The 17,742-nt window shown below is 55.6% G+C and carries 17 protein-coding genes and 1 tRNA gene; 10 read left to right on the top strand and 8 right to left on the bottom strand.

From position 1 onward, the window contains the following. Positions 1-76 precede the first annotated feature (76 nt). Positions 77-877, bottom strand: a complete 801-nt coding sequence (locus R5H23_RS02175) for an RlmE family RNA methyltransferase (RefSeq protein ID WP_317214166.1) — start codon at positions 875-877, stop codon at positions 77-79. Then, positions 874-1,998 (bottom strand): Ppx/GppA phosphatase family protein, encoded by a 1,125-nt coding sequence (locus R5H23_RS02170; RefSeq protein WP_317214165.1) that lies wholly within the window; start codon positions 1,996-1,998, stop codon positions 874-876. The genes R5H23_RS02175 and R5H23_RS02170 overlap by 4 nt, the downstream gene beginning before the upstream one ends. A gap of 158 nt (positions 1,999-2,156) precedes the next feature. Here R5H23_RS02170 and R5H23_RS02165 point away from each other — a divergent pair. The 3 genes from R5H23_RS02165 to R5H23_RS02155 all read left to right on the top strand — a co-directional run bounded on the left by R5H23_RS02165 (position 2,157) and on the right by R5H23_RS02155 (position 5,266). Beyond that, positions 2,157-2,230 (top strand) — tRNA-Gln (locus R5H23_RS02165). Positions 2,231-2,381: 151 nt separating this feature from the next. Continuing rightward, positions 2,382-3,875 (top strand): IMP dehydrogenase, encoded by a 1,494-nt coding sequence (gene guaB / locus R5H23_RS02160; protein WP_317214164.1) that lies wholly within the window; start codon positions 2,382-2,384, stop codon positions 3,873-3,875. A gap of 56 nt (positions 3,876-3,931) precedes the next feature. Beyond that, positions 3,932-5,266 carry an RsmB/NOP family class I SAM-dependent RNA methyltransferase gene (locus tag R5H23_RS02155; RefSeq protein WP_317214163.1) on the top strand — a complete coding sequence of 445 codons (1,335 nt, stop codon included), beginning with the start codon at positions 3,932-3,934 and terminating at the stop codon, positions 5,264-5,266. Here the strand turns inward: R5H23_RS02155 and R5H23_RS02150 are convergent. Then, entirely contained in the window at positions 5,208-5,738 is a 531-nt protein-coding gene (locus tag R5H23_RS02150; RefSeq protein ID WP_317214162.1) for a GNAT family N-acetyltransferase, read from the bottom strand. The genes R5H23_RS02155 and R5H23_RS02150 overlap by 59 nt on opposite strands. Positions 5,739-5,835: 97 nt before the next feature. Here R5H23_RS02150 and R5H23_RS02145 point away from each other — a divergent pair, with 97 nt between their 5' ends. Continuing rightward, positions 5,836-7,659 carry a sodium:proton antiporter gene (locus R5H23_RS02145; protein ID WP_086633204.1) on the top strand — a complete coding sequence of 608 codons (1,824 nt, stop codon included), beginning with the start codon at positions 5,836-5,838 and terminating at the stop codon, positions 7,657-7,659. On the opposite strand, the gene R5H23_RS02140 is transcribed toward R5H23_RS02145, so the two are convergent. Then, on the bottom strand, positions 7,656-8,165 hold the full coding sequence (locus tag R5H23_RS02140; protein ID WP_317214161.1) for a L,D-transpeptidase family protein: 510 nt from the start codon (positions 8,163-8,165) through the stop codon (positions 7,656-7,658). The genes R5H23_RS02145 and R5H23_RS02140 overlap by 4 nt on opposite strands. A gap of 157 nt (positions 8,166-8,322) precedes the next feature. On the opposite strand from R5H23_RS02140, the gene R5H23_RS02135 reads away from it, so the two are divergent. Then, entirely contained in the window at positions 8,323-9,057 is a 735-nt protein-coding gene (locus R5H23_RS02135; RefSeq protein WP_086633203.1) for a response regulator transcription factor, read from the top strand. A 17-nt stretch (positions 9,058-9,074) separates the two neighbouring features. Here the strand turns inward: R5H23_RS02135 and R5H23_RS02130 are convergent, their stop codons facing one another. Further along, the gene (locus R5H23_RS02130) at positions 9,075-9,872 is read right to left on the bottom strand and encodes an exodeoxyribonuclease III (RefSeq protein WP_317214590.1); all 798 of its coding nucleotides are present in this window, start codon (positions 9,870-9,872) and stop codon (positions 9,075-9,077) included. Between the two features lie 80 nt (positions 9,873-9,952). Here R5H23_RS02130 and R5H23_RS02125 point away from each other — a divergent pair, with 80 nt between their 5' ends. From R5H23_RS02125 to R5H23_RS02110, 4 genes are all read left to right on the top strand, one after another. Further along, positions 9,953-10,960 carry a dipeptidase gene (locus R5H23_RS02125; RefSeq protein WP_317214160.1) on the top strand — a complete coding sequence of 336 codons (1,008 nt, stop codon included), beginning with the start codon at positions 9,953-9,955 and terminating at the stop codon, positions 10,958-10,960. A 314-nt stretch (positions 10,961-11,274) separates the two neighbouring features. Further along, positions 11,275-13,194: an excinuclease ABC subunit UvrC gene (gene uvrC, locus R5H23_RS02120; RefSeq protein WP_408874320.1), complete on the top strand. Its 1,920-nt coding sequence runs from the start codon at positions 11,275-11,277 to the stop codon at positions 13,192-13,194. Between the two features lie 109 nt (positions 13,195-13,303). Next, complete coding sequence (pgsA, locus tag R5H23_RS02115) at positions 13,304-13,906, top strand: CDP-diacylglycerol--glycerol-3-phosphate 3-phosphatidyltransferase (protein WP_086633199.1); 603 nt, start codon at positions 13,304-13,306, stop codon at positions 13,904-13,906. Between the two features lie 101 nt (positions 13,907-14,007). Then, the gene (locus R5H23_RS02110) at positions 14,008-14,616 is read left to right on the top strand and encodes a hypothetical protein (protein ID WP_317214159.1); all 609 of its coding nucleotides are present in this window, start codon (positions 14,008-14,010) and stop codon (positions 14,614-14,616) included. A 52-nt stretch (positions 14,617-14,668) separates the two neighbouring features. Here the strand turns inward: R5H23_RS02110 and lexA are convergent, their stop codons facing one another. After that, the gene (gene lexA, locus R5H23_RS02105; RefSeq protein ID WP_317214158.1) at positions 14,669-15,394 is read right to left on the bottom strand and encodes a transcriptional repressor LexA; all 726 of its coding nucleotides are present in this window, start codon (positions 15,392-15,394) and stop codon (positions 14,669-14,671) included. 307 nt (positions 15,395-15,701) lie between these two features. Here lexA and rpmG point away from each other — a divergent pair, with 307 nt between their 5' ends. Next, positions 15,702-15,869: a 50S ribosomal protein L33 gene (gene rpmG, locus R5H23_RS02100; protein WP_046901668.1), complete on the top strand. Its 168-nt coding sequence runs from the start codon at positions 15,702-15,704 to the stop codon at positions 15,867-15,869. A gap of 114 nt (positions 15,870-15,983) precedes the next feature. Here rpmG and R5H23_RS02095 read toward each other — a convergent pair whose 3' ends face one another. Both R5H23_RS02095 and eno read right to left on the bottom strand, forming a co-directional pair. Continuing rightward, complete coding sequence (locus tag R5H23_RS02095; RefSeq protein WP_046901667.1) at positions 15,984-16,313, bottom strand: septum formation initiator family protein; 330 nt, start codon at positions 16,311-16,313, stop codon at positions 15,984-15,986. Between the two features lie 147 nt (positions 16,314-16,460). Beyond that, entirely contained in the window at positions 16,461-17,741 is a 1,281-nt protein-coding gene (eno, locus tag R5H23_RS02090; protein ID WP_317214157.1) for a phosphopyruvate hydratase, read from the bottom strand. Position 17,742: the final 1 nt, after the last annotated feature.

Below are 17,742 nucleotides of genomic sequence, written 5' to 3'. Positions count from 1 at the left end.
TCTGTAGGTGGAACGTGATCCGGTCAAGCACCGGAACTGACGAGCGCCTTTAAAAAAGCGCTCGTCAGTTCAACGATCAGCCTTCGTCGCTTAGTCGCTCAGGGCGGAAACCCGTGGCAATGACGTAAAGTTCGCTTGATTCCTTGCGGGAAGCAGGTGGCTTGACATGCTTGACCGAAGAGAAGGCTCTCTTCATGGACTCAAGCATCTGTTTTTCAGAACCACCCTGAAAGACCTTGGCCACGAAACTCCCACCTTCAGCCAGTACCTGAACTGCAAAATCCAGCGCACCCTCTGCCAGTCCCATAATCCGCATGTGATCTGTCGCAGCATGGCCAGTTGTGTTGGGAGCCATATCAGACATGACAAGATCTGCTGGGCCGCCGAGAATTTCTTTCAGGCGATCAGGCATTTCCGGATCAGTGAAATCCCCTTCAATGATCTCGGCACCGCTGACAGGATCGACAGGGAGGAGGTCCACGCCTGCGATGTTGCCAGCACCACGTTTGACTGCAACCTGAGACCAGCCGCCTGGGGCCGCTCCCAGATCGATGACGCGCGCACCTGGCTTGATGATGTGAAACCGATCATCGATTTCGATAAGCTTAAAGGCTGCACGTGAACGCCAGCCCTGTTTACGGGCTGCCGCGACATAGGGATCGTTGAGCTGCCGGTTCAACCAGCGCTGCTGTGCCGTGGTGCGCCCACGAGCTGTTCTGAGGGTGACGACCTTATTACGGGCCGTCTGTGAAGTAGAGGCGTCCTGAGTAGCGTCAGCTGCACCTGGTGCGGCAGCACTCTTGAGAGCTTTTCCAGGGATGCGCTTGGGTCCCGTATCCTTTTTGGAAGAACCGGAGCGGGATCTGGGCGGCTTCATATCGTGGCGTAATTCCCGAGAGGGCCCCTCGAACGGGGCGTTACATGTCGATGGGTCCTGCGGCGTTCTCTAGTGAAACGCTGACCATGATCGCGGGCCATACGCAGCAGCATGCCATCACGCAACCCCCGATCGGCAATCGTGACCTCTTCTATAGGCCATGTCCGATGAATTGCCTCGAAAATTGCACATCCGGGAAGAACATACTTTACGCGATCCTGTCCGACACAGGGATGCATCGCCAAATGATCGCGCGAAAGGCTACGAAGCGTATCGATGGCACTTCGCATGATTTGCCCCGGCAAAGTCAGGCCATCAATCGCCGCGCGATTATAACGGGGCAGGGCCAAAGCGACACCGGCAAGGGTCGTGACAGTACCAGACGTACCCAGCAGGCACGCATTTCCCTGTGCAACTTCACGGCGGATGCGGTGAACATTCTCAAAACCTACAAGGTGGCTCTGCACATGAGAAACCATCTCTTCATAGGAAGAGCCATGGCCTTCACCGAACATCTCCTGAAGCGTGATGACACCCACAGGCATGCTGGTTGTGCCAATCAGTGTCTGAGACTTACGCTCCTGATCAACACGCACCCATGCCACTTCAGTGGAGCCACCACCAATATCAAACAGAACGCCACGTTCGGATTGAGAAGGTGGCCGTGACGGCATCCGGAAGAGGGGAGAACAGCTCTCCAGCGCGAGCTCTGCTTCCTCACGCGCCGTAATAATATCGATAGTCAGGCCGATTTCACTCTGCACACGCTCAAGGAACTCGCGACCATTCACGGCGCGACGGCAGGCTTCGGTGGCCACAGCGCGAACGTGGGAGAGGGGCCACTGCCGCATGCGCTCGACGCAAATGCGCAGGGCATCAAGCGCGCGTGTCATAGACTCTTCAGCCAGTCGCCCGCTGACACGCAGACCTTCCCCTAACCGGACAGACCTGTTGAAACTGTCCACGACCCGAAACCCATTCGGTGTGCCTGCGGCAATCATCAGCCGACAGTTATTCGTTCCAAGATCAATGGCCCCAAAGAACGGACCGGCCTGACGGGCACCAGACGCGCGAATTTGCGCCTGACCTGAAAGCCCTTGCTCCGTTCCTTGCCTCATCATCTTGTTTAGGCTCCCGATTTTGCCCGTGCTGGGACCTTGAATATGCAGCATGAGACGGGAAAACGTCTTACCGCAAGAAAAATATCAGTTTTTTCAAAAAAAGTGGAAAGACCCCCTTGCGTCACTCAGCCGTGATGGGTAAACACCCACTCACCGCTTGGGAGATAGTTTAGCGGTAGAACTACCGGCTCTGACCCGGTCAGCCCTGGTTCGAATCCAGGTCTCCCAGCCAACAAATTCCTTAAAATCTACCGCAAAAAAAGAGACTTCCCCTCCAGGGGGGAATTAGTCTATGAGGACCCGCCAACGGCCGGCTGGGCCTCTTGGCCCCCGGTTCAGACTTCAAGCGTCCCACGACGCATGACCAACGGGGGCCAGCGGGCATGACATCCTCTTCCTGCACAACTGATTTTAACGCACGCATACGTGAAGCACTTGCGTTCGACGATGTTCTCGTCGAACCGGCTGAATCGTCCGTGCTTCCGGCCCAGACATCCACCCGCACACGCCTGACGCGCACCATTGAGCTGAACATCCCTTTGATGTCTTCGGCCATGGACACAGTCACGGAAGATGGCATGGCAATTGCCATGGCCCAGCAAGGCGGCATGGGCGTCATTCACAAGAACCTCTCTATTGAAGAGCAGGCCGAACAGGTCCGCCGCGTAAAGCGCTTCGAATCTGGCATGGTCGTTAATCCGGTCACCGTTGGTCCGGACCAGACACTGGCTGAAGTGAATGCCATCATGGCGCGCCACGGTGTCTCTGGCCTGCCGGTTGTGGAAGAGGGAACCGGTATCCTGGTTGGCATCCTGACCAACCGTGACGTCCGTTTCACCACGGACCTGAACACCCGCGTCCGTGATCTGATGACGAAGGACAATCTTGTCACGGTTCTGAATGGCGCTGCTCCTGAAGAAGCTCGCGCTCTGCTGCATCGTCACCGCATCGAAAAGCTACTGGTCGTTGATGAGGGCGGCCGCTGCATCGGCCTCATCACCGTCAAGGACATGGACAAGGCGACGACGCATCCGCTCGCCATCAAGGACGCGCAGGGACGGCTTCGCTGTGCCGCGGCTGTCGGCGTTGGAGAGGACGGTCTGAACCGTGCTAACGCCCTCGTGGAAGCCGGTGTGGACGTTATTGTCGTTGATACCGCTCACGGTCACTCCCACGGCGTTCTGAGCACTGTTCGGACACTGAAGGAGCGTCACCCAGGCCTTCAGGTCATTGCAGGCAACGTCGCGACCCCGCAGGCAGCGCGCGCACTTATTGAAGCAGGCGCAGACTGCATCAAGGTCGGTATTGGTCCGGGGTCAATCTGCACAACCCGCGTTGTTGCAGGCGTCGGTGTTCCGCAGTTCTCCGCTGTCATGGAAACGGCAGCAGCCTGTCATGAGCTTGATGTTCCGGCCATCGCCGATGGTGGCATCCGGACATCCGGCGACATCGTCAAAGCCATTGGTGCCGGTGCTGACGTAGTGATGGTTGGCTCGCTGCTGGCCGGTACGGATGAGAGCCCGGGCGAAACGTTCCTGTATCAGGGCCGCTCCTATAAGTCGTATCGTGGGATGGGGTCTCTTGGTGCCATGGCCCGAGGTTCAGCGGATCGTTATTTCCAAGCAGAAGTCCGTGACACGCTGAAGCTCGTGCCGGAAGGGATCGAAGGACAGGTTCCTTACAAGGGCGGCATGGCGCCAGTCGTGCACCAGCTTGTTGGCGGCCTGAAAGCCGGCATGGGCTACACTGGATCGGCTACGGTTTCGGAACTTCAGGTGCGCACCATGTTCCGTCGCATCACAAATGCGGGCCTTCGTGAAAGCCATGTCCATGACGTGACAATCACGCGTGAAGCTCCGAACTATCGCCGGGACTGACATTTCCTGTGCATTGGCCTCTCGCTTTGAGAGGCCAAACCGGCTACGGGGGCGATATGACCCCCGCAGCTCGCCTTTCCGGCGCCATTGATCTGCTTTGTGCGATCCAGAATGCGCCCCGCCGTCCCGCAGACGCTACCGCCAACGCTTTTTTCCGTGAACGCCGTTATATAGGCGGCGGAGACCGGCGCGCCATTTCCACGCTTGCCTGGGATGTGCTGCGTGGCTGGCGGCGGCTGCACTGGCACCTGGAAGGCAGCCAGGGCGAAATTTCTCCACGCCTGCTATGTGCTGCATCCATGCTACTAACCGGCACGACGATGGATCAGGTTCGCATGTTATTCAGTGGCGAGCGGTATGCTCAAAAGCCTCTGACGCCGCGTGAAGATGTGAACCTTAAGCATCTGGAAGGAAAAGAACTTTCTACCCAGAAGCAACCTGTAGCAGTCCGCCTCGAATATCCGGACTGGATTGAGCCAGCCCTACGCGAAACTTTCGGATCCCGAATGGCTGACGAAATGGAAGCCATGCTCGGAACCCCGACTTTGGATCTTCGCGTGAACCTCCTGAAGGGCACTCGCGAGGACGGTTTGCGTGCGCTGAAGAGCGAGGGACTGAACGCCGTCCCAACAAAGCTCTCGCCATGGGGATTGCGTCTCGATGGCCGTCAGCCGGTTACGGCAGCACAGGCTTTCAAAGACGGACTGGTAGAAATTCAGGACGAAGGTTCCCAGCTCGTTGTCGCAGCCGCTGGCGCCAAACCGGAACACCGCGTTCTGGATTACTGCGCCGGCGCTGGCGGCAAGACTCTTGCCCTTGCCATGACCATGGAAAACAAGGGCCATATCGTTGCCTGTGACGTTCATGAAAAGCGCCTTGAAGGGGCTGTAAAACGTCTGCGTCGGGCAGGGGTGCATAATGTTGAGCGACACCTGCTCACCACAGGCGACAAATGGGCCAAGCGTCGGGCAGCAAGCTTCGATCGCGTTCTGGTAGATGCACCCTGTTCGGGCACCGGCACATGGCGCCGCAACCCGGATGCGCGACTGCGACTGACACCTGAAGACATTCAGGAACTTGTGATAAAACAGTCAGAAATCCTTGATCGTGCAGCATCTTTGGTCAAACCCGGCGGCCGGATGATCTATGCGACGTGCTCTCTTTTGGCCGCTGAAAACGGGCAGCAGATTGATGCATTCCTGAAGCGTCGGACAGATTTTGTTCGTGTAGCTACCGAAGACCTACCCGATCTTCTGCCAGCCGAACTCCGCGAAAAGGCTCAGTTTTCCCTTACGCCTCTTCGTGACGGAACGGATGGCTTCTTTGCCTGCGTCATGCAGCGGGTTGAACAGAAGGATGAAACGTCACAGGAAGAAGCTCCTTCCACATAACAAGCGCATCCACATACCCTTGCTCAGGGTGGTTGAACGCACCGGGTAGCGCTCCAACCACCCTGAAACCAAGATGCGTCCAAAGCGCAATGGCTCGCAGATTGGTGCTGACGACAAAGTTGAACTGCATCGCCCTGTATCCGAGCGCCTGAGCCTCTTTCAGGGCATATGTTCCCATTTGCGTTCCCGCACCATATCCCGGCGCTGCGACAAAACCAGCATTAGCAACATGCTGACCGCCGCTCTTCTGATTGTCCTGCACATAGAATGTGCCCACAATCTGGCCTGTCTTTGTCTCGGCAACATACACACGATGCTCGACGGCCATCCAATACGCCAGGGCCTGACGACGGCCCCACGTTCGCGGCAGAGCGTACGTTTCCCCAGCCTTGAGAACCGGTGCCAGCAAACGCCAGATACCCTCCCGATCCAGGGACTGTGCCGGACGAATGGTCAGTATCGTTTCAACCATCGGATAACACTCTCAAAATCACGCAGTTAGGCCCAACACATTATCCGGGTTATGATACGGTTTCCAAAATCAGCACGGGACCGACGCGCTCTTACACATGCAGTATGATATTTTCATCGGCATCGCCTCGACCTTCGGGGCCGGAATGCTGGCCCAGTGGGTTGCCTGGCGGTTTCGCCTTCCCGCAATCGTGCTCCTGTTCACCATTGGGCTTCTGTTCGGCCCTGGGCTGGGCATTGTGCACCCATCAGAGACGATGGGCTGGGTCTTCAGGCCACTGGTCTCCCTCCTGGTTGCTATTGTCGTTTTTGAAGGCGGCATGGCTCTGGACATCCGGCAGCTCCGTGAGGCTGGGGAAGGTGTTGCACGCCTGACGATGCTGGCCTTGCCCATCAACTGGGTTCTGGGATCGCTGGCGGCCCATTACGTTGCCCACCTTGAATGGGGCACGTCGATGCTGTTTGGCGCCATCATTGTCGTCACAGGCCCAACCGTGGTGCTCCCGCTTTTGCGTAGTGCCAAGCTCCAGCCTCGTGTCGCGGCGTTCCTGCGATGGGAAGCCATCGTCAATGATCCGCTGGGAGCGATTCTCGCAGCCGTTGTGCTGCAGCTCATGCTTCTGCATGTTGACCTGCATACCGGCGTCTTTTTTACCCACACACTTCCTGATCTGCTCGCTGCTGCAACTGAGTCGATTTCGGCAGGCATTCTTCCAGCCTATCTGATCCGTTATCTCTTCACTCGCGACATGATGCCGGAGATTCTCAAAACGCCAGTGCTTATCTCAATGGCACTGCTGATTTTCACGGCCTGCAATCTGGAAATGGAGGGCGCAGGCCTGGTCGCGGTCACCATTTTTGGCATGGCACTGACCAACCTTCACATTCCAGGCGTCGCAGAACTAAGGCGCATCAAGGAATCGATGGTGGTCCTCGTCGTGTCTGTACTGTTCATCCTGCTGACGGCAGATCTTCATCGCGACGTTCTCAAGCATCTTTCCATTCCCATTCTGATGCTGACGCTTGTCGTACTGTTCGTCGTCCGTCCGGTGGGAATTTTCTTTTCCACTCTGGGCACCAGTATGCCTTGGAAAGAGCGCCTCTTCGTCGGTTGGATTGCGCCCCGAGGCATCGTTGCGGCGGCCGTTGCTGGCGCCGCGGGTATTCGTCTGAAAGAAACGGGCTATCAGTCGGCTGACCTCATTATGCCGGCGGTTTTTGCCGTCATAGCTGTCACCATGATCCTTCATGGCTTTTCGCTTCGCCCAATCGCGCGCGCCCTCAAGCTCACGCTCTCGAACGATCCGGCGATTGCCATTCTGGGGGCGAGCAAATGGTCTATCGACCTTGCAGCCTGCCTTCACAGGGAAAACATACCTGTTCTTCTGGTAGACAACCGATCCAGTGCGCTTATGGCAGCCGCACAACTCGACATTCCAGTTCTAAGAACTGAGCTACTGTCCCAGCACGGGCAGGAAGCACTGGAAGAACGACCGGCAGACTACCTGATCGCAACGACCGGAGACGGCATCTATAACGGGATGATCTGCGGACATCTCGCGCCAGCCATGGGGCGGGAACGAGTGTTCCAGATCAGCCCGGGTGTCGCCCGACTGGATTTTTATCATGGGCTTTCCCGTGACTCCCGAGGAAAGGTTCTGGGAGAACCTGCCTGGAATTACACCCTGTTCGATACCCTGTTCGAGCAGGGCTGGCGCTTCGTATCCCGTGCAGCCAATGAGGCCAATGCGGCAGGGTTTGGAACGGACGACAATCGCCTCGATATCCTTGTCAGCAGACGCTCTGCCATTCTCATTCGTTCGGCAGAAGATCCGACTGTCATCACCCCGATGCCTGGGGACCTGATGATCTCGATGGTACCGCCGACTGACACTCCACACACAGAGGAAGAGGCCGCTTAAGGCGCTTCCACGACAATTGCTGTCAGACCCTGTGCCAGCACATAACGCAGGTCCTTTTCCTGCAATGCAATACAGCCTTCCGTCACACCGCTGGCGGGAGGCAAATGCAGGAAAATTGCAGACCCACGTCCCGACTCGATGGTGACGTCATTCCACCCCATCACAATGCAGAGATCATAAACATGATCATCCCGGCACATTTTCTCACATGATGCAGGGTGAGGAAGTGTCACCGGACGGTTATAATCCGGGTGCGATCCGTCATCGCACCAACCATCCGAAGCAGCTATTGGCTCGATAGGTAAACCCGCGCCGGAAACAGGCTTTTCCACGCGATCTGCGCGATACAGGATACGGCGGAGGGGTAGTTCACCTACAGGGGTCGCGTGATCACCTTCACGCTTGTCAAGGCGAATACCACCAGCCCCGATCAAAGCCGGAATGATTACATTACGAAAGTGAAGAAAAGCGCGGCCCTCAGTGATTCTCAAAATAGCTTTAGTCATGTTGCTGTTCCCTTTCGGATAAGTATTTGTCATATCTCAGATGGCAAGTGTGCTGCTGGTCCTGCGGTGCAGGATAGGCAGAATTGGATGCGTGGCCTATTAACGCGAACACATGCGGATGTGACGTTTTCCGCCTAGATAAAACGAGACAGGTATTATGGCAGGTCCCCGGCCCATCCTCGTGGTAGATGATGACGATACGCTACGAAGCCTGCTGACAGAGCAACTCCAGCACGGTGGCGAACTTGAGGCTGTGGAAGCAGTCTCTGTGGCAACAGCAAGGGAGCTCCTCAAGAAGCCTGGTGCCCGTTACGACGCCATGCTGCTGGACATCACCCTTCCAGACGGAGACGGCCGCGACTTCTGTGCGGAGCTTCGTCGCGAAGGCGTTCGGATGCCGATCATTATTCTGACCGGTTCAGACGATGAAAGCGATGTTGTCCGCGGGCTTGATGCAGGCGCAAACGACTATGTCGCAAAGCCATTCCGTATCGGGGAACTGCTGGCGCGACTTCGGGCACAGCTCCGGATCTTTGAAAATAGCGAAGACGCCGTTTTTGAAATCGGTCCTTACGCGTTTCGTCCATCGGCCAAACTTCTGGTTGAGACGGCCCGTAATCGCCGCATTCGCCTGACGGAAAAAGAAGCTGCGATTCTCAAGTATCTTTACCGGGCCGGTCAGCGCCCCGTCGCCCGTCAGGTGCTTCTGAACGAAGTCTGGGGTTACAACGCTGCAGTCACGACCCATACGCTTGAGACGCATATCTATCGTCTTCGCCAGAAAATCGAGCCAGACCCCACCAAGACGTCCCTGCTGATCACAGAAGGTGGCGGGTATCGTCTTGACCCGGAAGGCCGCACTGTTGCTACGGCCGAATCACTGACAGCCTGATACTCAGGCCCTGCCGGTCAGGCTGGATCGAAATCCAGCACGACCGGCACGTGATCTGAAGGGCTGTCCCAATCGCGAACATCCCGCAGAACACGAATATTCCGAAGGCCTGGCATCAGATCTGGCGTGAGCCAGACATGATCTAGGCGCCTTCCACGGTCAGACTTCTTCCAATCTTTGTTCCTGTAGGACCACCATGTGTACAATTTGGTGGGCTCAGGCGTAATCCGCCTCATGGCGTCCTCAAACCCTGCCGCCATCCACGTATTAAGTCGCTCTGTCTCCGGCGGCGTATGGCTGACGATTTTCAAAAGCTGACGATGGCTCCAGACATCATGCTCCAACGGAGCGATGTTGAGATCTCCAACCACAATGCTACGAACTGGTGGGCTATCCGTGAACCATTTCGCGGCTTCTTCTACAAACGCGAGTTTGTGAGCAAATTTTTCGTTTTCTGCCGGATCCGGGATATCGCCACCCGCAGGGACATAGAAATCATGCAGCATCACTGGCCCTCCAGGTGTCTGGATTGATGCCGCGATATGCCGACAATCGCTCCGGCTGCACCAGTCAGGCGTATTCGCAACTGAGTTGAGGGGCAGGCGGGACAGGATTGCAACCCCGTTATATCCCTTCATTCCTCGATAGAGCTGATGCGGAAAGCCAAGCTCCACAAGAGCTTCGGCCGGGAAGAGCGGATCGGGCACTTTCGTCTCCTGAAGGCAGACGATGTCCGGATTTTCCTCCTCAACGAGCTTCTTCAGCAGCGGCAGACGAAGCCGGAGGGAGTTGATGTTCCATGTAATCAGACGCATCACCATTGGATCGTCTGAATTGAGCGCTTTGACAAGCACCTCTTGCGTCAGACCCGCTCACACCCGATCTAGGACGGATCATGACTGAACTGCGCGACACGCTTCTGACTTTCGATACCCATATCGACATTCCATGGCCCGATCAGGCGGATGCCTGGTCTCTGCACACGGACCGAAAAGTGGATGTAAGAAAATGCGATCATGGCAAACTTCGCTCTGTCTGCCTTGCGGCTTATATTCCGCAGGGACCACGCGATGAAGCGGGCCACCAAGAGGCTTGGCACCGTGTTCAGGCGATGCTCAAGGTCATCAACGCCCTCGGCGGACATCAGGACGGACTGAGCGCAAATGTCTGTCGAACCGCGGAGGATGTCCGTTCAGCATTCCAGTCAGGAGCGCTCGCTATTGTTCCCGCCATTGAAAATGGCCATGCGCTTGGTGGTGTACCGTCCCGGATCGGTCAACTGGCTGCAGAGTATGGCGTCCGATACCTGACCCTGACCCACAACGGGCATAACGCTCTCGCAGACGCGGCCATTCCGAGAAAAGACCTGAATGATAGTCCTGAACTTCATGGTGGACTGTCTGAACTGGGCCGCGAGACCATTCGCGAGATGAATCGCCACGGTGTGCTGGTGGATGTGTCACACACGGCAAAATCCACCATGATGCAGGCGTCAGAACTTTCCACCACGCCGGTATTCGCCAGCCACTCCTGCGTCAGAAGTCTCTGCGATCATCCTCGCAACCTCGACGACGAGCAGCTCGATCGTCTGAAAGAAACCGACGGACTGATCCAGATTACCGCCATGGGATCTTTTTTGCGTAAAGGCGGTGGGGGCACCGTAGAAGATCTGGCGCGCCATGTTGCCTATGTCGCCGAGCGGGTGGGCGTTCGCCATGTTGGTGTGTCATCAGATTTCGACGGCGGCGGTGGTATACCGGGCTGGCAGGATGCCACTGAAACACCAGCTGTGACACAGGCGCTCCTCAAGGCCGGGTTTAGCCCTGAAGAGCTGACTGCTATCTGGGGTGGTAATATGCTGCGCCTGATGGAAAAGGCTGAGCAAGCATCAATTTCAGCCTGAAAAGACAGCTCTGTTCAGCAAAAAAGTGCGCCCTAACGGGAACAGAACGGGACCATTCAGACTTAATGTGGAGTGCACTCATCCACGATGTTTCGGAAAGCTGTCATGTCCCGTTCAACACGAACCTCAAACTAGAAATTTTTCCGCCCCCTGACGGAACGGAAAATATTTTCCATTATTATCAATATCTTACGTTTACTGATTAAAAATTAGGCAATCTGATGGCAAGGCCGGGAAACCTTGGCCTTCATGATTCTGTCATGGAGCAACCCACAGACTTGTCCACAGGATCAGTGGATGACTGAAGAACTGGCATGACTGACCCTACGCCCACAGAGACAGAAACCTCAATGACACCTGAAGAAGCTCCTGTTCCCGTTGTGAAAAAGCAGGGCGTCGAGGCTATTCGGGACGCTTTGAAAACCATTCCCTACAGCCCTGGCGTGTATCGCATGCTCGGTGAGAAAGGGGAGGTTCTGTATGTAGGCAAGGCGTTAAGCCTCAAGAAACGTGTCTCTTCCTATACGCGCACAACCCAGTTGCCAGAGCGTCTGCGCCGTATGGTGTCTCTGACGGTCTCGATGGAGATTGTCATTACCCGGACGGAAGCTGACGCGCTTCTGCTGGAAGCAAACTACATCAAGCGTATGAAGCCACGCTTCAACATCCTGTTGCGGGATGACAAAAGCTATCCGTGGCTGATGCTCACTGAAAATCACGAATTTCCTCAGATCACCAAACAGCGTGGAAAACCCGTGAAAGGCGCCACCTACTGGGGACCTTTTGCTTCCGCATGGGCGGTGAACCAGACTCTAAACCTTGTGCAGAGAACTTTTCTACTGCGATCCTGCTCCGACGCTGTTCTTAAGAGCCGGACAAGGCCCTGCCTGCTGTTTCAGATCAAACGCTGCGCTGCCCCATGTGTGGATCGCATTTCCAAAGAAAATTATAGCGAGCTAGTCGTGCAGGCTCGGCAATTCCTCTCGGGTAAAAATACCGAGCTGCAGCAGGAACTTGCTGTTGAAATGGAACGTGCTTCCGAAGCCATGGAATATGAGCGGGCTGCAGCCATTCGGGACCGTATTCGTGGATTTTCCAGCATCCAGAATTCAGGCATCATCAATCCTGCCTCCATTCACGACGCCGACATCGTGGCAATCTGGCAGGCCGCAGGGCAAACCTGCATTCAGGTCTTTTTCATCCGTGGAAGCCGCAATAACGGCAACCGTGCCTTCTATCCCGTGCACGCGGAGGAAGAGACCCTGGCTGACGTGCTCTCCGCCTTCCTCATTCAGTTCTATGACAACAAGCCTCCACCGCCTGTCATCCTGGTGAATCAGGAGATCTCAGAACAGAAGCTCGTCGAAGAAGCCCTCAGCATCAAGAGGGAGCAGAAAGTCGAGGTTGTCTGCCCTCAACGCGGCGAAAAGAAAAGTGTCGTAGACCATGCGACCCTGAACGCGCGTGAAGCACTGGAGCGAAAGCTCGCGGAGAATACCGGACAGCGCAAACTTCTAGAGGGCGTCGCGAAGGTTTTCAGCCTCGCTGAAACACCCCAGCGGATCGAAACCTACGATAATTCACACATCATGGGTCAGGCACCTTATGGCGTCATGGTTGTGGGCGGGCCGGAAGGTTTTGAAAAGCGCTCCTATAGAAAATACGCCATCAAGGGCCCAGTCACTCCCGGTGATGATTTCGGCATGATGCGGGAAGTCATGGAACGCCGCTTCGGAAAAAACAGGGAAGATGGAGAACGACCTGAAGACTGGCCAGATCTGCTGCTAATTGATGGCGGCCTGGGTCAGTTCAACGCAGTGCGCAACGTATTGGCAGACCTTGGCGTTACGGGAATTCCCATTGTGGCAATCGCCAAGGGCCCGGATCGTGATGCTGGACGCGAATGGTTTTTCACTGAAACACAGCCACCGTTCCAGCTTCCACCTCGTGATCCGGTTCTCTATTATCTTCAACGCCTGAGAGACGAAGCCCACCGTTTCGCCATTACGACACACAGGGCAGGGCGCTCCAAAGGACTTCGGAAATCTGAACTGGATGATGTTCCGGGAATCGGAGGTGCCCGCAAAAAGGCGCTTCTGAATCACTTCGGGTCAGCCAAGACCGTGCGACAGGCCAGTCTCGAAGAGCTTGAAACTGCACCCGGAATCAGCTCTGGAACCGCCAGAGCCATCTACGGGCACTTTCATCCCGAATGGCTTCGGACACAGAGCTGACAATTCCGTGAGGTCACGCCCTGAACGCTGGCTTGGCATAAAAAATACACACATTCAGAGCGGATTGGCGCATACCGGAGACGGATAAACTGTTCTAGACTGCTTCGTGATGCTGACTGATCTGCCAAACGTCCTGACTCTGCTCCGTATTGCGGCCATTCCTGTTCTGGTTGCCCTGCTGGCGCTGCATTCCGCACTCGGTAACGTCGCAGCCTGCGTTGTGTACACGGCTGCCTGCATTACGGACTATTTGGATGGTGCTCTGGCACGGAAATGGCAAATGCTATCCGAACTGGGTCGGATGATGGATCCGATTGCCGACAAGCTTCTTGTCGGTGCGTTGTTGCTCGCACTCGCTGGCCTGACCACACTTCCAGTGTATTCGCTCTATGCTGCCATCATCATCATGCTGCGCGAGATTCTGGTCAGTGGCTTGCGTGAATACATGGCCTCCCAACGCGCAACCCTTCCATCCACCCGCCTTGCAAAATGGAAGACCGGAATTCAGATGGTTGCGATCGGCTTCCTGATTGGCGGAGACAAAGCTGCGGCTACGCTTCATCTTTCATTCCTGCCGGCCACACTAATCGGCGGTATTCTTCTCTGGGTTTCAGTTATTCCAACAGTTCTAAGTGGGTGGGGCTATCTCACCGCCGGACTTTCCAGAATGATGGCCTCTGAGCCTCGCAAGTCCTCAAAGATCGTCTCCTGATCTGGACTATCTGTGATTATTATTGCAGTTATCAGCTCGTCATCTGGCGCTTTTAATCGATGACAGGTAAAGTTCAGGGATCGACCTTATGGGAGTACACAATGCGTAAGGCCGCTCTACTGGCATTACCTCTGGCCCTGAGCGGCTGTGCGGGCATGGGCAAGTTTTTCAATGACACCGCGCTGTGGTCGGGAAGCAACCCTAATGCTCCCCATGGCGATAGTGAAAACCTTCGCAGGGCACGCGGTGAATTCGTAGCAGCTACACCAATCCTGCCAGAAGGCGGGAACATGTGGCCCGGTTCACCTCAGCCTCTGCCAACCCTCAAAGATGTTGTGAACCCTGACAGCGTCTTTAATAAATCTCTTGGCGATCCGGCTACGTATTTTGGCGGTGCAACGCTCGACAAGAATTTCATGGGCGGTGGCATTGCTGGTACCGGTGCTCTCGGCGTCTCTGGCCCTCAAATGAAGCCAGGCGACACCATGTCCGTCGGTGAAAAAATCGATGCGATGCGTGGTGTGTCAGAAGATCGCAGTCACTTTGTCCCGACGCTTCCCACTAGCGTTCCGGATAATGCTGGTCGTTTCCTGAACAAAAACCCTGACAAAACCATCATCATCCCGAATGGGGATGGAACGAGCACGCTTATTGCTCCGGATGGCAAAGTCCGCGTTGTGCGCGGCGTGCCGTCAGTTCCTAATAAATAATCATCAGAAGTTATCTGCCTTGCAGGAGAATTAAACCAGCAAGGCAGTTTTCTTAGTACTGCCTGAAAAGGGCGACCAGCCGTCCCTGGATGCGCACACGCGCAGCCGGCAGAATACGTGTCTCGTATTCCCGATTAGCGGCTTCCAGAGCAATCGTAGAACCACGACGGCGCAGCTTCTTGAGCGTCACTTCCTGATCATCAATCAGCGCAACAACGATCTGACCATTATCCGCCACTTCGCCGCGACGGATGATGGCAACATCACCGTCCAAAATGCCAGCTTCAATCATGGAATCACCCGCAACCGTGAGAGCATAATGCTCTCCAGTGCCGAGCAGGGACGATGGTACCTGAATCTGTGCGCTATCATCCTGCAAGGCCTCAATAGGGAGGCCGGCAGCAATACGTCCGTACAGTGGAAGCTGAACGCTTGTGTTTTCAACGGGAGAGCGAGGCGCCTCGGAAAATGTCCCAGGAAGATCCTGACGACCACCCTCAACAACTGTGGGGACGAAAGGCGCCGGATTAGCCACGGCATCTACAACCAGGGCCTCAAGCCCCATATGCGGCAAACGAAGAACTTCAAGCGCTCTTGCACGATGGTGATGCCGTCGCAGAAAGCCGCGCTCTTCAAGGGCGGAAATGAGGCGATGAATTCCTGATTTGGAACGAAGTTCGAGGGCGTCCTTCATTTCATCGAAGGAAGGGGAATAGCCCGTCCGCCGAAGATGTTCGTCAATGTATAGCAAAAGCTGGTGCTGCTTACGCGTCAGCATACAGGCGCTCCCATGCGCCTCGGTGGAGGCAAAATCTGAAGATTGAGACACTGCATAAACTTATGCGACGCTCTTTTGTTCCTTATAGGTTCCTGTTCGTCCACCTGCAAGAACATCTACCAGGCATCAACAAAGCTTTTATCTGGCTAAAAACCCCGGTTTTTGCGGAAAAATGCACCTTATCCCTGGATTTTCTTCAGAAAGCCTTGACCTAGGACATACAAATCAGCATGTTGCGCCGAACTAGATCAACCTGCTGCTTTGGCACTTGCGAGCGGCATCAGGACGGCGCAAGCCCGAGGGTATCATGGGAAAAAGCAACGTTATTCAGATCCGTCTCGTCTCGTCGGCTGACACCGGCTACTTCTACGTCACGAAGAAGAACGCACGTTCTGCTACGGGCAAGATGGAAGTCCGTAAGTATGACCCGGTTGCCCGCAAGCACGTGACCTTCCGCGAAGCCAAGATCAAGTAAGATCTCGCGGATCATACGACGTTAAAAAAGGCGGCCTTTGGGTCGCCTTTTTTATTAGCTCAATTTCTGACGAATAGACTTTTCTGAACATAAAAAAAGAGCCGAGAACGGCTCTTAAAATAGTTTGTCGTGCGGACCGTAGGGGATAACGATATCACCGTTACGCGTCAGATTGAGCATGGCACGGGAACGTTCATCCAGAATGTCAGCATCAAGAGCTTTCTCTTTCAGAGCCAGCACGCGACGGTGCCACACCGCCTGTTCATCCTTGGCATCCTGCTGCGCCTGGATTGCCTGCTGCTGAAGCACAAGCTGATCCTGATAGGCACGGATACCATGAGCGCCGTGAAGGGCGTTCCACCCGAAATAAGCAGTTAGGGACAGAAAGAGCACAGGGGGAGCAACCGCGCGGATGGCACGCTTGATAAGTCTGACGGGTCTCACGCGGGGTAACAGGCTCCCTTGGCTTGAAAACTTCCCATCAATCTAGCTCAGAGAGAGGCTGCGAAACAATCACTGTTGTTCAAGACAGTAGATTATTTTAGCGCGCATATAAAACCGGCCTCCTGAATGGAGGCCGGCGTTTGTTGATCAGGCGGACTTCAGAATGCTGCTACCCGCATAACGGGCTGCGCTTCCGAGTTGCTGCTCAATACGGATCAGCTGATTGTACTTAGCCGTACGGTCAGAGCGGGAGAGGGAACCCGTCTTGATCTGACCACAGTTCGTAGCAACAGCAAGATCTGCAATGACGGCGTCTTCAGTCTCACCAGAACGATGGCTCATAACGCAGGTGTAGCCAGCCTTGTGCGCTGTTTCGACTGCTTCCAGCGTCTCCGTCAGTGTGCCAATCTGATTGACCTTCACGAGCAGGGAGTTCGCTGTCTTGGCCTTGATGCCGCGACGAAGACGCTCAGGATTGGTCACGAACAGATCATCACCAACAAGCTGGAGACGATCACCCAGACGGGACGTCAGCTCAGCCCAGCCTTCCCAGTCATCCTCAGCCAGACCATCTTCAATGGAGACAATCGGATACTTCTTGGCGAGATCTTCGAGGTAGGAGATCATGCCTGAAGAGTCGAACTCCTTACCTTCACCCTTCAGGTTGTAACGGCCGTTGCTGTAGAACTCGGTCGCTGCGCAATCGAGGGCAAACGTCACGTCATCGCCCGGACGATACCCGGCAGCCTCAACAGACTTCGTAATGAAGCTCAGAGCTTCATCGGCAGACTTCAGACCCGGAGCAAACCCGCCCTCATCACCAACATTGGTGTTGTGACCAGCAGCAGACAGACCCTTCTTGAGGGCGGCGAAGATTTCAGACCCCATGCGCACGGCATCAGCCAAGGTCGGCGCACCAACCGGCTGGATCATGAACTCCTGAATGTCGATCGGGTTATCCGCGTGTTCGCCACCATTCACGATGTTCATCATGGGAACCGGAAGCGTGTGCGCGAAAACGCCACCGACGTAGCGATAGAGGGGAAGTTCCAGCTCTTCGGCCGTCGCCTTGGCAACCGCGAGAGAAACGCCGAGAATTGCATTCGCACCAATGCGGGACTTGTTCGGTGTGCCATCCAGCTCGATCATCGCATTGTCGATTGCGATCTGATCTTCGGATTCGGCACCCTGCAGCACTTCAAGGATTTCGTCTTCGACAAAACCACAGGCCTTCAGAACACCTTTGCCGTTGTAACGGGACTTGTCCCCGTCACGCAGCTCAACGGCTTCGTGGGCGCCAGTGGAAGCACCGGAAGGAACTGCGGCGCGACCGCGGGCACCAGACGACAGCTCAACCTCAACCTCAACGGTTGGGTTACCACGGCTGTCCAGGATCTCGCGGGCGGTGATATCAACAATGGCGCTCAAT

It is taken from the genome of Gluconobacter sp. GP1 (genome assembly GCF_032913585.1).
GTDB classification, from domain to species: Bacteria; Pseudomonadota; Alphaproteobacteria; order Acetobacterales; family Acetobacteraceae; genus Gluconobacter; species Gluconobacter cerinus.
This window is presented reverse-complemented; position numbering and strand designations above follow the sequence as displayed.

Bases quoted from the DNA above. Each gene is read 5' to 3' on its own strand.
- R5H23_RS02130 (WP_317214590.1), bottom strand. From the start codon at position 9,872: ATGCGTCTGATTACATGGAACATCAACTCCCTCCGGCTTCGTCTGCCG.
- lexA (WP_317214158.1), bottom strand. From the start codon at position 15,394: ATGCTGACGCGTAAGCAGCACCAGCTTTTGCTATACATTGACGAACAT.
- R5H23_RS02135 (WP_086633203.1), top strand. From the start codon at position 8,323: ATGGCAGGTCCCCGGCCCATCCTCGTGGTAGATGATGACGATACGCTA.
- R5H23_RS02175 (WP_317214166.1), bottom strand. From the start codon at position 877: ATGAAGCCGCCCAGATCCCGCTCCGGTTCTTCCAAAAAGGATACGGGA.
- R5H23_RS02145 (WP_086633204.1), top strand. From the start codon at position 5,836: ATGCAGTATGATATTTTCATCGGCATCGCCTCGACCTTCGGGGCCGGA.
- R5H23_RS02150 (WP_317214162.1), bottom strand. From the start codon at position 5,738: ATGGTTGAAACGATACTGACCATTCGTCCGGCACAGTCCCTGGATCGG.
- R5H23_RS02125 (WP_317214160.1), top strand. From the start codon at position 9,953: ATGACTGAACTGCGCGACACGCTTCTGACTTTCGATACCCATATCGAC.
- rpmG (WP_046901668.1), top strand. From the start codon at position 15,702: ATGGGAAAAAGCAACGTTATTCAGATCCGTCTCGTCTCGTCGGCTGAC.
- R5H23_RS02110 (WP_317214159.1), top strand. From the start codon at position 14,008: ATGCGTAAGGCCGCTCTACTGGCATTACCTCTGGCCCTGAGCGGCTGT.
- pgsA (WP_086633199.1), top strand. From the start codon at position 13,304: ATGCTGACTGATCTGCCAAACGTCCTGACTCTGCTCCGTATTGCGGCC.
- guaB (WP_317214164.1), top strand. From the start codon at position 2,382: ATGACATCCTCTTCCTGCACAACTGATTTTAACGCACGCATACGTGAA.
- R5H23_RS02170 (WP_317214165.1), bottom strand. From the start codon at position 1,998: ATGATGAGGCAAGGAACGGAGCAAGGGCTTTCAGGTCAGGCGCAAATT.
- uvrC (WP_408874320.1), top strand. From the start codon at position 11,275: ATGACTGACCCTACGCCCACAGAGACAGAAACCTCAATGACACCTGAA.
- R5H23_RS02155 (WP_317214163.1), top strand. From the start codon at position 3,932: ATGACCCCCGCAGCTCGCCTTTCCGGCGCCATTGATCTGCTTTGTGCG.
- R5H23_RS02140 (WP_317214161.1), bottom strand. From the start codon at position 8,165: ATGACTAAAGCTATTTTGAGAATCACTGAGGGCCGCGCTTTTCTTCAC.